At 73.4% G+C, this 14,093-nt stretch carries 15 protein-coding genes; 4 read left to right on the top strand and 11 right to left on the bottom strand.

The annotated features are described in order from the left end of the window. Together LLG88_05640 and LLG88_05635 are read right to left on the bottom strand one after the other, a co-directional pair. Positions 1-1,474 (bottom strand): tetratricopeptide repeat protein (locus tag LLG88_05640; GenBank protein MCE5246389.1); only part of this gene is annotated, 1,474 nt, incomplete at its 3' end. Further along, complete coding sequence (locus LLG88_05635; protein MCE5246388.1) at positions 1,471-3,504, bottom strand: protein kinase; 2,034 nt, start codon at positions 3,502-3,504, stop codon at positions 1,471-1,473. The genes LLG88_05640 and LLG88_05635, both read right to left, overlap by 4 nt. 152 nt (positions 3,505-3,656) lie before the next feature. Here LLG88_05635 and LLG88_05630 point away from each other — a divergent pair, with 152 nt between their 5' ends. Beyond that, the gene (locus LLG88_05630; GenBank protein ID MCE5246387.1) at positions 3,657-4,322 is read left to right on the top strand and encodes a hypothetical protein; all 666 of its coding nucleotides are present in this window, start codon (positions 3,657-3,659) and stop codon (positions 4,320-4,322) included. Positions 4,323-4,384: 62 nt separating this feature from the next. Here LLG88_05630 and atpF read toward each other — a convergent pair whose 3' ends face one another. Genes atpF through LLG88_05600 form a run of 6 tightly spaced genes read right to left on the bottom strand, consistent with a single transcriptional unit; the run spans position 4,385 to position 8,128 of the window. Next, positions 4,385-4,939, bottom strand: coding sequence for a F0F1 ATP synthase subunit B (gene atpF / locus LLG88_05625; protein MCE5246386.1), 555 nt, complete (start codon positions 4,937-4,939; stop codon positions 4,385-4,387). Between the two features lie 2 nt (positions 4,940-4,941). Then, positions 4,942-5,286, bottom strand: coding sequence for a F0F1 ATP synthase subunit C (locus tag LLG88_05620; protein MCE5246385.1), 345 nt, complete (start codon positions 5,284-5,286; stop codon positions 4,942-4,944). A gap of 26 nt (positions 5,287-5,312) precedes the next feature. Next, positions 5,313-6,155, bottom strand: a complete 843-nt coding sequence (gene atpB, locus LLG88_05615; protein ID MCE5246384.1) for a F0F1 ATP synthase subunit A — start codon at positions 6,153-6,155, stop codon at positions 5,313-5,315. Further along, positions 6,152-6,460, bottom strand: coding sequence for a hypothetical protein (locus tag LLG88_05610; protein ID MCE5246383.1), 309 nt, complete (start codon positions 6,458-6,460; stop codon positions 6,152-6,154). Before LLG88_05610 ends, atpB begins: the two co-directional genes overlap by 4 nt. 2 nt (positions 6,461-6,462) lie before the next feature. Continuing rightward, positions 6,463-6,762: an AtpZ/AtpI family protein gene (locus tag LLG88_05605; protein ID MCE5246382.1), complete on the bottom strand. Its 300-nt coding sequence runs from the start codon at positions 6,760-6,762 to the stop codon at positions 6,463-6,465. Between the two features lie 37 nt (positions 6,763-6,799). After that, positions 6,800-8,128, bottom strand: coding sequence for an APC family permease (locus tag LLG88_05600; protein MCE5246381.1), 1,329 nt, complete (start codon positions 8,126-8,128; stop codon positions 6,800-6,802). A gap of 109 nt (positions 8,129-8,237) precedes the next feature. On the opposite strand from LLG88_05600, the gene LLG88_05595 reads away from it, so the two are divergent. After that, positions 8,238-9,638, top strand: a complete 1,401-nt coding sequence (locus LLG88_05595; GenBank protein MCE5246380.1) for a hypothetical protein — start codon at positions 8,238-8,240, stop codon at positions 9,636-9,638. After that, positions 9,635-10,516, top strand: coding sequence for a hypothetical protein (locus LLG88_05590; GenBank protein ID MCE5246379.1), 882 nt, complete (start codon positions 9,635-9,637; stop codon positions 10,514-10,516). The genes LLG88_05595 and LLG88_05590 overlap by 4 nt, the downstream gene beginning before the upstream one ends. Here LLG88_05590 and LLG88_05585 read toward each other — a convergent pair. Next, positions 10,465-10,776, bottom strand: a complete 312-nt coding sequence (locus tag LLG88_05585) for a cupin domain-containing protein (GenBank protein ID MCE5246378.1) — start codon at positions 10,774-10,776, stop codon at positions 10,465-10,467. The genes LLG88_05590 and LLG88_05585 overlap by 52 nt on opposite strands. A 149-nt stretch (positions 10,777-10,925) precedes the next feature. On the opposite strand from LLG88_05585, the gene LLG88_05580 reads away from it, so the two are divergent. After that, the gene (locus LLG88_05580; GenBank protein ID MCE5246377.1) at positions 10,926-11,543 is read left to right on the top strand and encodes a manganese efflux pump MntP family protein; all 618 of its coding nucleotides are present in this window, start codon (positions 10,926-10,928) and stop codon (positions 11,541-11,543) included. Positions 11,544-11,574: 31 nt separating this feature from the next. Here LLG88_05580 and LLG88_05575 read toward each other — a convergent pair whose 3' ends face one another. Then, positions 11,575-12,666: a hypothetical protein gene (locus LLG88_05575; protein MCE5246376.1), complete on the bottom strand. Its 1,092-nt coding sequence runs from the start codon at positions 12,664-12,666 to the stop codon at positions 11,575-11,577. Further along, the coding region (locus tag LLG88_05570; protein MCE5246375.1) for a hypothetical protein at positions 12,663-14,093 on the bottom strand (1,431 nt) is incomplete at its 5' end. The genes LLG88_05575 and LLG88_05570, both read right to left, overlap by 4 nt.

Below are 14,093 nucleotides of genomic sequence, written 5' to 3'. Positions count from 1 at the left end.
GCGGCTGCCGCACCGCGAGCTTTCCCTTGACGTCGAAGATCAGGAGCGCCGGGGCGTCGGCGTCGAGGACGTAGAGATCCCCGAGCTCGTCGCGGTCCACGCTCACCGGATCCTTCGCCGCCGCGCCGAGCGCGATCGTCGCCCGCGCCGAGCCGTCCTCGGCGACGTCGATCAGCGAGGCCGAGCGGCCGTCGAGCACCCACACGCCTCCCTGCCCGTCGCCGGCCAGGGACAGCGGATCGGCCCGTTCCGGCAACCGCGCCGTGGCGACGATCCCCTTGCCCGCTTCGAGACGCACGACGCGCCGTCCGCGGCCGTCGGCGACCCACAGGCCGCGAGGCCCGGCCGCGGCGATCGCGACGACTTCCGTCCGCTCGGGCAGCGGCAGCGAGCCGGCGCCCGGAGGCGGAGCGACGAGCTGCTCGTTCGCGGCCCAGAGACGGCCCCAACGGTCGAGGGTCAGCGCCAGCACGTCGGGCAGCGGCTTGCCGCCCCCCGCGGCCGCGCCCCCCGCGGCGACGATCTGCCCCTCGGACGGGATCGCGGCGACGAGGCCGCCGTCGGGCAGGGCGCGCAAGGCCTTCGCCTTGCCGGGGAAGACGACCGGCTGCGCGGCGCGGTCGATCTCCAGCGGACGCGCCCCGCGCGTCGCGGAGAAGGCGACGCGGTCGAGCGCCGCGGCGAGCGACGACGCGGCGGCCGCGGCCGCCGGATCGCGCCCTTCGGCCACGACGCGCGCCCGGCCGAACATCGCCAGAGCTTCTTCCGTGCGGCCCGCGCGGGCCGCGGCCAAGCCGAGAACGACGAACGCCTGCGCGGCGCTCTTGTGCTCCGGCCATTCCGCGAGCAGCCGGAACGCCTGCCCGCGCGCCCGCTCCGGACGTCCCGCCTCGAGCTGCAGCCGCGCGGCGAGCGCCAGCGCCTCGGCCGCGCGCGGCGAGTTGGGGTAGACGGTCGGCAGCGTCGTGACGAGGGCCAGCGCCTGCTCGAGGTCGCAGTCGGGGGCCGACGGCTCGAGGCGCAGCAGCGCGAGGCGCCACAGCGCCTCCGGCGCCGCGGGCGACGAGGCGAACTTCTTCCGGATCGTCTCCAGCGGCGCGCGCGCCGCCTCGAGGACGCGGGGATCGACGGCGCCGGCGCCGACGCGCGCCGGGTCGTCCACCGGCCAGGCGAGGCGCGCGAGCCCCAAGAGGGCGTCGGGGGCCTGCGGCCCGTCCGGCGCGGCGTCCACGACCTGCTGAAAGGCCTGGCGCGCCGCGTCCGCCTGGCCGTCCTTCTCCAGTTCCTGCGCCGCGCGAAGCTGCCGTTCCAGCAGCGCGCCGGCGGGGGTCTGGGCCGCGGCCGGCAGCGCGGACAGCGCCAGCGAGACCAGCAGCGCGGGCAGCGCCGACAGCGCCAGCGACGCCAGCAATGCGGGCAACGCGGGCATCGCCGGCGACGCGGGCTGCGCCGACGGCGCGAAGCGTCGGCTCAACGCCAATCCTCCTGCGCGATCTTCAAGGTCGTCGTCGCGTCCGGCCGGACCGTCTCGCCGCGCGTGACCCGCTTCCCGGTCGTCGGGTGCTCGAGCGTGATCTCGTACGCCCCGGAGACGACCGGCGCCTGGTTGATCGGCGTCGCGCCCATTTCGATCGGCGCGCCGCCGCCGGCGGGAACGGCGAAGACCTTGGCGCCCGGCGGCGCGGAGCGGATCGTCAGCGCGCCGAGGCGCGGCCAATCGACGTCCGCCTTGGCCGAGCCGCCGGCCGGCACGTCGATCGAAACCTCGCGCCGCAGCAGGATCTCGTCGTTGACGAGGGCGAGGGTCTGCTTCCCCGCGGGCAGGGTCAGCGGCCGTCCCGCCTCGCCGACCTTCTTGCCGCGAAGCAGCACGTCGGCGCGGTAGCCCGGCGGCGCCGGGATCGCGGCCCGCCCGGTCGCCGGCCGCTCCTCCCCCGCCCCCGCTCCGGCGGGAGCGGCGGGGAGCTTGACCGCGGCGAGCTTGAGCCGCCACGCGTCGGCCGGTTCCTTCGAGCCGAGCTGGACCTCGACGCGCGAACGCCCCGGGGCGGTCAGCTCGACGGTGTTCGCCTGGCAGGCCGGCAGCGTCAGTTCCAGCGGCGTCGCCCCGCCTTGGGGCTCGCCGTTGACCGACACCGCGGCGCCCGCCGGTTCGCTGCCGACGCGCGCGGAAATCCGGCGCGGGGCCGCGGCCAAGCGGATCCGCTCCGGCGGCCGCTCCGGATCGATCGACGCCTCGGCGGCGCGGCAGTCGTCCCCCGCCTTGACGGCGATCGGCCCTTTCGCGTCGGCGGCGACGACGATCTTCCCCGGCCCGGCGACGCGCGCTCCGACGCCGGAAACCGACAGTTCGAGGTTCGGCGGATCGGTCTCGACGATCACGGTCCGCTCGGAGGGCGTCACGCAGAGCGCGCGCCCCACCGGGCCGAGGAGCGACGAGAGGCCGTGTTCGACCGGCTTCCGCGCGCCGCCCAGCGGATCGAAACCGCCCCAGACCGGCGCGGTCCAGACGATCGCGGCCAACAGCGCCGCGCCGACCGCGACGTAGATCTTCCTGCCGTGCGCCGGCGGCGATCCGGCCGGCGGCTCGCCGAGCTTCGTCCGCGCCGGCGCGCCGTTACCCGGCTCTCCCGGCGGCGGAAGCCGCAGGTGCGCGGGGACGCCGCCCATCGTCTCGAGGATCGCGGCCAGCTCCCGCGCGAAGTCCCCGCCGGTGGCCGGACGCTTCTCCGGATCCTTGGCGAGGGCGCGGTCGAGCAGCGCGTCGAGCGCGGCGGGCATCTCCGGGTTCGCCGCGGCGAGACGCTCGGCCGGGTCGTTGACGATCCGGTAGAGGACCGAGGAAACGGTGTCGCCGCCGAACGGCCGCCGTCCGGCCAGCAGCTCGAAGAGCGAGACGGCGAGGGAGAAGAGATCGGTGCGGCCGTCGAGGTCGCGCCCGGCGATCTGCTCCGGCGACATGTAGTTCGGCGTGCCGAGGATCGTGTCGCGCGCGGTGAGGCCGCTCTCCGGCCCCTTGGCGAGACCGAAGTCGGCGACCTTGAGGCCGCCGTCCGACAGCAGGACCAAGTTGGCCGGCTTGATGTCGCGGTGGACGATCCCGCGCCTGTGCGCCTCGTCGAGCGCCAGCGCCGCCTGCACGCCGATCTCGAGGACCTTCGGCGGCGGCAGCAGGTGCCCCGACTTCGTGTAGCGGTCGAGGGTCGTTCCGTCGAGGAACTCCATCGCGATGAACGGCACGCCGTCGGCTTCGCCGACGTCGTGGATCGTCACGATGTGCGGATGCGACAGGCCGGCCGCCGCCCGCGCCTCGCGCAGGAAGCGGACCCGCGCCTCTTCGCGCTCCCCCTCGGGAAGAGCGTCGAGGCCGGCGAGCGTCTTCACCGCCACTTCGCGTCCCAGCGCGGGGTCGCGCGCCAGAAAAACCTCGCCCACGGCGCCCCGGCCAAGCGGGCGGAGCACCTCGTACCGACCAAACGTGCGGACTTCGCCTTCGGCAGCCATAGGGCCGCATTGTAGGCGCAGAGGACGAAAATAGGGACGCCGGTCCTATACTCGGCGCCGCGCGTCGCCCGGCGCGGACGAGGACGAACCCGCGGCCCCGCGGTCCCGGCGGGCGCGACGAAACGCAGACCCGCGCGGCGAGGACGAATCCGATGGACGAGAGAGCGCCGAGCGTCGCGGTCCACCCGGAACTGAACGGCCGTCTCCGCCTCGGTTGGGCGACGGCCCGCCTCGGCGCCCCGGCCGATCCGGCGGCGCTCGACGCGGCGATCGCCCGCGAGACGGCGGCGCTGGCCGCCCGCTTCGCCGGAAGGACCGCGGGCGAAATCCCCCATTTGCGCCCCGCCCGCGAGCTCTATCGGGCGATCGGGCTCGACCCGACGAAGACCCGGCCGAGCCCCGAGGCGCTGACCCGCCGGATCCTGCGCGGCGATCCGTTCCCGCGCGTCCATCCGGCCGTCGATCTCGCCAACCTCTGGGCGGTCCTCCACGGCCTGCCGGTCGGGCTGTACGACCGCGACAAGCTCGACGGGCCGATCGAGGCGCGGGTCGGCCGCGCCGGCGAGAGCTACGAAGGGATCCGCAAGGGGGAGATCCACCTCGAGGGGCGGTTCGCCCTCTTCGACGCCCGCGGCCCGTTCGGCAATCCCTCCTCCGACTCGCTCCGCGCCTCGGTGGACGAAGGGTCGCGCGCGCTGCTCTTCGTGCTCTGGGCGCCGGGGGGCCACCCCGAGTCCGAAATGGCCCGCTGGCTGGAATGGCTCGCGCGGGCGTCGAGGGACCTGCTCGGCGCCGAGGACGCGGCGACGTCCGCCTGACGAAAAAGGCGGTCCCGCGCGCCGCGAGGGCGCGGGGGACCGCCGCGAAAACCAGAAGCGCGTCAGTTCTTACGTTCGATCTCGTCGATGAACTTCTGCGCCAACGCGCGCTGCGCGGGCTCGTCGAGGGTGCGGCCGACGAGCTTGCCGGCGGCCTCCAGGGCGAGATCGGCCGCGGCCCCGCGGACCTTGGCCAAGGCGGCGCTCGTTTCCTGCTCGATCTGCGACCGGCCGCGGGCGACGATCTTCTCGTACTCCTCGCGCGCCTCGGCGACGATCCGCCGCCGTTCCGCGGCCGCCTGTTCCTGCGCCGCCGCCGTCGCGGCGGCGGAGTCCTTGCGCGACTGCTCGAGCAGCGCCCGCTGTTCGGCGAGCAGCGTCTCCGCCTCCGCGCGTTGCTTGGCGGCGTCGTCGATCGCGCCCCGGATCGCCTCGTCGCGCGCGTCGAGCTTCTCGATCATCTTGCCGAAGCCCCACTTGCGGAGGACGAGGTACAGCAGCAGGAAGATGATCAGCGTCCAGATCCAGAGACCCGGGCTGACCTTGAGCAGCGGGTTGCCGCCTTCCTCGCCCCCCTCGGCGGCGAGCAACGCCAATTGCACGAGGGCGGGAGTCATCGTCAGATCTGCCGCACGAAGACGACGAGCAGGCAGACGACCAGCGCGATGATCGCGACGCCTTCGAGCAGGAAGAGCGGCAGGTTGACCGCGCCCTGGATGCTCGAGGCGGCGGACGGCTGGCGCGAGATCCCTTCGGCCGCCGCGGCCGTGAACTTCGAGATGCCGTAGCCGGCGCCGATGGCGATGAGGCCGGCGGCGATCGCGGCGCCGAACCCGGCGAGGTCGAGCGGCTTGGCGGCCTTGGCGACGGCCGGGGCCGCGCCTTCGTCGGCGGCGAGGGCCGCGGGGGCGAGGGCGAAGACCAAGATCAGCAGCAGGGCGGCGACCTTGAGGAACCTGTTCATGTGCGAGCGCTCCTTGAGGTGAGGGTTCAGTGCGAGTGGATGGCCATGCCGATGAACACGCCCGAGAGCAGGGCGAACACGTAGGCTTGGACGAAGGCGACGATGATCTCCAGCATCATGATGCCGACCGCGAGCAGCGCCACCGGCACGCCGACGGCCGCGCTCTTGAGCAGGAAGATCATCATCAGGAGAGCCAGAAGCCCCATGTGGCCGGCCGTCATGTTGGCGGCAAGTCGCATCGTCAGGGCGAACGGCTTGACGAACATCGAGATCGTCTCGATCGGCAGCAGCAGGAACCAGCGGACGACGAACGGCGCGTTCTTCGGCGCGAGATGGGCGAAGTGGCCCACGACGCCGTACTGGCGCGAGCCGAAGACGACGACCGCCATGAAGCTGATCGCGGCGAGCGTCATCGTCACGTTGAAGTTGCCGGTCGGCGTCGAGGAGCCCTCGACGATCTTGCGCATGAAGACCGAGTCGTGCGGCAGGAAGAAGCCGCCGACGAAGCCGAGGACGTCGGAGATCGGCAGCAGGCCGAGCAGGTTGGAGACGAGGATGAAGAAGAAGAACGTGAGCAGCAGCGGCGCGACAGCCTTGGCGTACTTCGCGCCGGAGAACTGCAGCGCCACGTCGCGGTAGAAGTGTTCGACGAACGGGTCGAGCATCTGCGACCAGCGGGTGCGCGGCACGCCGTTCCGGTCGTAGCCGCGGGCGGCGAGCAGCACGCCGACGACGACGAGGACCGCGGCGAAGGCCATCCAGACGACCGCCTTCGTCGGGCTCCACCAAGCGCCTTCGACGAACGGCGGGGCGTCGGCCACGTGTTCGATGATGCGCTGGCCGGCGTCCAGTTCCGCGGCGAGGATCATCCGGTCGTTCCTCCGTTCCCGCGCGGTTCGGCGGCGTTCCGCCGTTCCGCGCCGTAAGCCCGCGCCGCGGCCGCGCCCCATCCGGCGAGCGCGCCGACCGTCGCGGCGGCGGCGGCCTCGCGGTCCCATGCGACCGCGGCGCCGATCACCGCCAGCACCACCGCCGTCCGGCCGAGGAACTGCGCCGCCCGGCGAACGACGAAGCGGCGGAATTCCTCCCGCCGCGGCCCCGCGGCCGCCCCGACGAGCGCGCAGCCCGAATAGCTGAGGGCCGCCGCCAGCGCCAACGCCGCCGCGAACGACAATGCTACCCCTTCTTGCGCCCCGCCCCGAGCGCGACGCGGGCCAATTGCGCCAGCCCCGCCGCCGCGCCGAGCAGAACCCCGGCCGTCGCGAGCCACGGCCCCGTGCCCCAGCGCTCGTCGAGCCACCAGCCGCCGAAGGCGCCGAGAACGACCGCCGCGGTCAGCGTCGAGGCCGCCGCCATGTACGGCGCGGCCTGCCGCAGGATCCGCGCCAGAACCCGCGCGGCGCCCTCCGGTCCGGAGGGCGGGATGCTAGCAGAATCCGGCTCGCGCGGCGACAGAGGGGGCGTCTCGGGAACCACGCCGCGATTCTACTCCCCGCCGCTCCGCGCGAGAGGTTCAGGCCACGGCGCGGCGCCAGCGCAGCGTGCCCCAATAGGCGGCGAAGGCGGCGACGGCGACCGCCCCGACCCAGACCAGAAGGTGGGTCTCGGTGTGCCGCACGCCGAAGTAGAGCATCCACGCCGAGAAGAGGACGTGGACCGACGCCGCGGCGAGGGCGAGCGCGCCGGGGCGCGGGCCGGGACGCTTCGGCGAGAAGAAGCGGACCTTGAAGAGCGACGCGGTGGTCAGGGCGGCGAAGAGCGTGAGGATCGCGCCGACGTTCCCCATCACGGCCGAGAGGTTGTCCTGGTAGTAGTAGGTGAAGAAGAGCGCGATCAGGGCCTGCAGCCAAACCGCCGCGACCGGCGGACGTCCCTCGCGTCCGGCGAAGATGCGCGGCAGGAAGCCGTCCTTGGCCATCGCGGCGTAGGTCCGGGGCCCGGCGAAGGTCATCGCGCTCATCGCCGAGGCGAAGGCGACGATGGTGAGGATCGACATCCCCGCCGCCCCGGAGTCGCCGATCAGCGACTTCGTGATGAGGTGGCCCAGCGTGACCCGCTGCTGGTCGTACTGGAACACGACCGTCGCCTGGTCCGGGGTGATGTTGGCGACGAAAATCCAGTTGACGACGAGGTAGAGCACGGCGACCAGGCTGCAGCCGATCAGCATCGAGCGCGGCACCGAGCGGCGCGGCTCGCGGAAATCCTCGGCCGCGTAGACGACCGCGTTCCAGCCGGAGAAGGCGAAGGCGACGAAGAAGAGGCTCCCCATGAACGCCGACAGCGGGAAGCCGCCGGAGGCGTGCGGCGGGGTCCAGGTCGGCCACTCGTGCTTGCCGAAGAAGAGCCCCACGCCGACGAACAGGGCGAGCAGCAGCGCGTTCGCCCCGACGAGCGTGTTCTGCAGCACCTTCGACGAGCGCAGGTTCAGCGAGTGGAGCGCGGCGAGCAGGACGATCACCAGCGCGCCGACCTTCCACGGCGCGAGCGGCAGGCCGAGCTTCTGCGCGAACGCCCCCGCGGCGAGCCCGGCGACGGCGATCGGCGCGGAGAAGCCGAGCAGCAGCGAGCCCCAGCCGGCGAGATAGCCGAGGAACGGATGGAGCAGTTCGGAGAGGTAGCGGTACTCGCCGCCGGAGCGGGGCACCAGTTCGGCCACCGCCGCGTAGGCCCGCGCCCCCGCCAGCGCGATCACGGCGCCGACGATCCAGCAGAGCAGGACCGTGCCCGGCCCCATGTCCTGGGCCATGAAGCCGGCGCTGATGAAGACCCCCGCGCCGATCATGTTGGAGACGACGATCCCGACGCCGGAACGGACGCCGAGTTTGGCCGCAGCGCTGCTCATGGCGCGGCATTCTGAGGCTTCGTCGGCCCGATCTCCAGTTCTGTGCCAAAATCCGCGCCCGAAAAGGTCCGATTCCGTCCGCGCCGCCCGGCGGCGCCGGGAGACATCCGTGAAGCTGCTTCGCTCGGTGGCCGGTCCCTCCGCTTTGATCCTCGCCCTCGTCCTCGCGCTCGGCGCGCTCGCCGGCTGCGGCCGCAAGACGTCGAACCGCGCCGCGGCCCCGCCGCGCCCCGAAGCCCCCGCGCCGGAGGCGGCCGCCCCCGAGAAGCCGGCGGCCCCGGCCGCCGAGCCGGCCCCGGCCGAGCCGCGGCCCGCCGAGCCTGCCGCCGAAGAGTCGTCGCAGCCGGCCCCCGCCCCGCTCCCCCGCGCCGCCGCCCCCGCGGCGGAGACGCCGGCCTCGAGCGGCGAGGGGCAGGACTTCGGCAAGGAAGCGCGCGCGATCTACGCCGCCGCCGCCTGCGACCCGTCCGTGCCGGCGCCGGCCGACCTCGACGCGCCGACGATCGCCGCCCACTGCGCCGCGATGACGAAGAAGATCGCCAACTACCGCGACCACTACCTCGCCACCGCCGCGCCGTTCCTCGCCGCGCTCCGCCCGGCGAACCTGCCGACGACGGTCGTCTACCCGTTCGGCGGCGGCGACCTGCTCTCCGCGCTGACGACCTACCCCGAGGCGACCGAGATCACGACCCTCTCGCTCGAGATGGCCGGCGACCCGCGCCGCATCGACGGTCTCGACGCCGACCGGCTCAAGGAGAGCCTCGACCTCGTGCGGCAGTCGATCTCGGGGCTGCTCGTGCAGAACGACAGCACGAGCGAGAACCTGATGAAGGGACAGCGGAACGACATCCCGGGGCAGATCGCCTTCTTCCTCGTCGGCCTCGCCGTCCACGGCTACGAGCCGGTCTCGCTGCGCTACTTCACGATCAACGACGACGGCTCGCTGCACTACCTCTCCGCCGCCGAGATCGCGGCGACGGAAGGACGCGTCGCCCGTCCGCGCCACGCCAAGTGGACCCCGCCCGACTTCTCGATCGCCTTCGCCAACAGCGAGCTGACCTTCCGCCGCAAGGGGGATCCGAACGCGCCGCTGCGCGTCCACCGGCACATCGGCGCCAACCTCTCCGACGCCGCGCTCAAGAAGACGCCGGGGATCCTCAAGCACCTCGCGGCGAAGGGGGACGTGGCGGCGATGACCAAGGCGGCGAGCTACCTGCTCTGGAACCCCGGCTTCAAGGGGATCCGCCAGTGCCTCCTCGACCACATGGTCTTCATGGTCTCGGACAGCACCGGCGTGCCGCCGAAGGTCGCCAGGGCGGCCGGCTTCGAGCAGACGACGTACGGCGCCTTCGCCGGCTCGTTCCTCGACGCCTCGACGTCGATCAACGACGACTTCCGCGCCCTCTGGGACGGTCAGCCGCACCGCAAGCTCCCGTTCCGCTACGGCTACCTCGACAGCGAGAAGCGGTGCCACATGCTGGTGACGCGCCGCGCCGGAACGGCTTCGTGACGCCAGTCCGCGGCGCGCTCGTCGCCGCGGCCTGCGCCGCCCTGGCGCTCGGCGCGGCGACGTCCGCGCGCGCCGACGCGCCGGCCCCGGCGGCCGCGGAGGCGCTCGCCGTGGGCGCGGCCGGCGAGCCGGAGGCGGGCGGGACGCATTGGCGGATCGCGACGGAACGCGGTCCGGTGCACGTCTGGATTCCCGCCGGGCACGACCCGGCCCGCTCCGGAATCGTCGTCTACGTCCACGGCTACTTCACGACGCTCGACGACGAGTGGACCAAGAACCATCTCGCGGAGCAGTTCGCCGCGTCGGGCGTGGACGCCGTCTTCGTCGCCCCGTCCGCGCCGGCGAAGTTCCCCGACGCGGTGCCGTGGCGCTCGTTGCCGAACCTGCTCGACACGGTGCGCCGCGCCTTGGGCCGCCCGCTGCCGACAGGGCGGTTCGTCGTCGTCGGCCACAGCGGCGCCTTCCGCACGATCGCCGAGTGGCTCGCCGGTCCGTGGCGGCCCAGCGCGACGATCGCCCTCGTGGACGGCCTCTACCACAACGACGACGACTTCCGGAACTGGGTTCTCGGCGTCCGCGGCCGCCGGCTGATTCTCGTCGGCGGCGAGACCACGTCCCACTGCGAGCGGCTGTTCGCGCGCAACCGCCGTTGGGCCGAGCGGCGCGAAGGGCTGCCAAGGGAGGCCGAGGCGCTCGACCGCGCGGCGCGCGAGGCGCGGATCCTCTACTTCGCGTCGCGCGTCGAGCACTTCGAGCTGGTTTCGGGCGGGACGACGATCCCGCTGATCCTGCGGCTGACGTCGCTGCCGCGCCTCGACGCGGCGCCTCAGCCGCGCGGGACGATGAAGAGCCGCACCGCCGATTCGCCCGCGTTGTAGGCGCGGTGGCGCGTTCCCGGCGCCAGCGCGAACCCCTCGCCGGCCGCGGCGAAGATCTTGCGGCCGTCGGCCAGTTCGAAGCCGAGCCGCCCCTCGAGCACGAAGCCGACGTGCCCGCCGCCGCACCAGTTCGGGTCGGCGAAGCCGGGGGCGAACAACAGCAGGCTGGCCGCGCCGTCCGCCGCGCGCTTCTTCCGCTCGAGCGGGTGGCCGCCTTGAGTCCAGTCCATGGCGTCGAAGGGAATCTTTCCGCTGGTCATGCGCCTCTTGTAGCGCGGCGTCCCGCGCGCCGCAACGCCCCTCGCGCCGCGACGCCCCTCGCGCCGCGACGGCCCGAGCGCCGCGACGCCCCGCGCGGCGGCCGCGCCGCGCGCCGGTTAAGATCTCGGCGTCCGATGTTGGAGCCGCGATGAACCTCCCCGCCCCCGCGAACGCCGTCCCGACCGGCGCGATGGATTTCGCGACGATGGTCATGCTGGGGCTCGCCCTGGCGATGGACGCCTTCGCCGTCTCGGTCGCCTGCGGCCTGCGCTTCGACCGGCGGCGACACCGCGGCGCGCTGCGGATCGCGTCGGCGTTCGGCGGCTTCCAGGCGGCGATGCCGATCGTCGGCTGGATGGCCGGGCTGACGCTCCGCAACCTGATCCTCGGCTTCGACCACTGGGTCGCCTTCGGGCTGCTCGCCTTCCTCGGCGCGCGGATGATCCACGAGGCGCTGCAGGCCCACCGCCGCGGCGAGTCGATGCCGCTCCCCGACGCGACGCGCCTGCTCGTCCTCGCCCTCGCCACGAGCGTGGACGCGCTGGCCGTCGGCCTGACCCTCTCGCTGCTCGGCGCGGCGATCCTGCTCCCCGCGGCGGTGATCGGCGTCGTGACGTTCGCCGTCTCCTACCTCGGCGTCGTGCTGGGGTACGAGTTCGAGGCGCTGCTGCAGGGACGGGCGAAGCGGGACGTGCAGATCCTCGGGGGGATCGTGCTGATCGTCCTCGGCGCGCGGATCCTCCTCGAGCACCTCGGGCTGACTTGAAAAGGGCGCCGCTTCCGCGGCGCCCTTTCGCTCACATCTTGAGCTTGAAGACGCTCCCCGGCGGCGTCGTCACGAAGAGGAAGATCGGCTGTCCTTCGCGGACGTAGTCGAGCCGGTCGGGCTCGGTGCGGACCGTCACGTTCGGGCTCTGGTCCACCACGACCTTGTTCGGCAGCCGCTCCGGGCAACCCTTCGGCGCGACGACGCGGTACGCGCCGTACGGCACGTCGCGGACGTCGTTGATCGGCAGGCCGTTGAGCGTCAGTTCGGGACGGCAGCGTTCGTCGGCGCTCAGCTCGAAGCTGAAGCGGTTCGGATTGAGGACGACCGCGTCGGGGGCGCTTCCGGCCAGCGCCGCGAACGGAAGCGGCCGGATCGACGGATCGGCGGAGACGATCCGGTAGTTCCCCGCCGGCAGCGCGACGCGGATCTCCTCCGCCCCCGCCGCCGCGCGGGCCGCGAAGCGCGCCGCCGCGACGTCGAACGAGGCGCGGGCGAAGTCGTTCCCCGCCCCGCCGGCCCGTTCGAGCCGCAGCGTCGCCCGCTGCGCCGGCTGGAACTCGCGGATCTTGAACCGGACCATCACGCCGGACGACCAGAAGTTCTTCAGGTCCTCGAGCACCTCGGCCACCGTCGCCATCTCGTAGGCGGCGTCCACGGCGCCCGGCAGCGTGCCCGGACGGGCGGTCCGCGGAATCCGCACGTCCCACTCGGCGATGTTCGGCCCGTAGAGCGCCACGGCCTTCTCGTAGTGGGAGACCGAGCTCTCGATGTCCACGCCGCGCGCGTCGAGCAGCGCGGCCTCGAGATGCGCCTTCGCGGTGGTCAGGCGCAGCTCGTCGAGCGCGTCCTTGTCGGCGACGAAGAGCTGGTCCGTCGCGTAGCGGCCGTCGATCTCCTCGACGTACCGCTCCACGTCGTACAGCGCCGACTCGACGACCGGCCGCGTCGCGCGGTCCCCCTGCAGGAGGATGTGGTAGGTGGTCAGGGCGCGGTAGAGGTCGTCGAACGTCGCGACCTCCGCCTTGACCGCCTCGGGACCCATCGTGGCCGTCGCGGCCGCCGCCGGGACGACCGCCGCGGCGAGCGCCGCCGCGGCCAGCATCAGAGCGCGCGTCTTCACGGACGGCCTCCTTGATCCTCGGCCTCGACCTGCGCGGCGCGCTGGGCGAGTCCGAACTGACGCAGCACCGCGACGAAGTTCTGCCGGAACGGGGCGGCCTCGGCCGGCGCGTACTTGCGCCGCGCCTTGTCGTAGGCCGTCTCGGCGTTGGTCAGCGCGGCGATCTTGTCGCCGAAGTTCGCCTGCGCGCGGGAGAGGTCGAAGTAGGCGACCTCGTCCCCGTCCCAGGCGAAGCCGGTCGCTTCCTTGGCGTACTCGAGCGCCTGCTGGAACTTGCCCGAGCTGAAGTTGGCGTACGAGACGACGTGGAGGCTGGTCCCGTACTGGGCCTGGACGTCCTTGTTCGACGGGTCGAGGGCGAACGCCTGCCGCCCGTACTCGACCGCCTTGAGCTTGTAGTCGAACTCGTCCTGGCGGCTGGCGTAGTCGGACATCTGCCGCAGGATCTCGGCCCGTTCCTTGGGGCCGCGCGTCGCCTTCGCCGCCTGGCGGAAGGTGTCCAGCACGTCGTCCGGCTTGCTCCCCTCGGTGTTCATCTCGTCGAGGCCGGTCTGCCACAGGACGCCGGCCAGCACGTTCCCGCCGTCGAAGCCGACGACCTGGTGCAGTTGGGCGAAGCGGTCGTCGTAGGGGCTGCCGAAGCCGAGCCGGCAGGCCTCGCGCACGCGGACGAGGTAGACGTCCGGCGCCGCGGAGTGCCGCGCCATCTCGAAGGCGCGCCCGATGTACTGCAGCGCGTACTTGGCGAAGGCGGTCCGCTCCTCGGGCGTCTCCGGCTTGGCCCGCAGTTCCTCCCCGCGGGCGAGGAGGGCGCGCAGGAGATGCCACGACGCGGCGTCCTCGAGCCCGGCCTGCTTGAAGCCGGTCGCCTTGAGCCGCTCGAAGTAGGCGGAGCCGAGGACGTTGTGCTTGAAGAAGAGATCGTCCTGCACGATGCGGAGGCTCGCCTCCATCGCGCCCAGGACCTCCCGGTCGAAGTCGTACTTGAACGTGTCCTTGGAGGCCTTCCAGAGCTCGAACTTGGCGTGCCCGCCGATGAACTGGACCAGCGCCCAATCGACGCCGGCGCGAGGCAGGCCGGAGGCGTCGAACTCGGCGTTGTAGGCGTCGGCGGCGGCCGCCGCGCCGGCCCAGTTGCGGGCGACGTAGGCGTCCACCGCGCTCTGCCGCATCGGCGCGAGCCGGCCCGCGGGAGTCGCGGCGGCCGGGGGCGTTCCCTTCGCCGGGGAGGCGCCCTTCTCCGCCGCGGCGCCCTGCGCCGGCGTCGCCGCCGGCTGCCCCTTCTTCGGCGCCGCCTGCGCCGGGGCCGTTCCCTTGGCGGCCTGCGCGGCGACAGCGCCCTTGGCGGCCGGCGTCTGCGGCGCCGCGGCGCCCGGCGCCTTCGCCGGCGCGGCGGTCGCCGCGGGACGCGGCGCGGGCGCCGGACC

The sequence above is a fragment of the bacterium genome (assembly GCA_021372775.1).
Taxonomy (GTDB): Bacteria; Acidobacteriota; Polarisedimenticolia; order J045; family J045; genus JAJFTU01.
The sequence above is the reverse complement of the archived record's forward strand: the minus strand, read 5'-3'. Positions and strand labels throughout refer to the sequence as shown.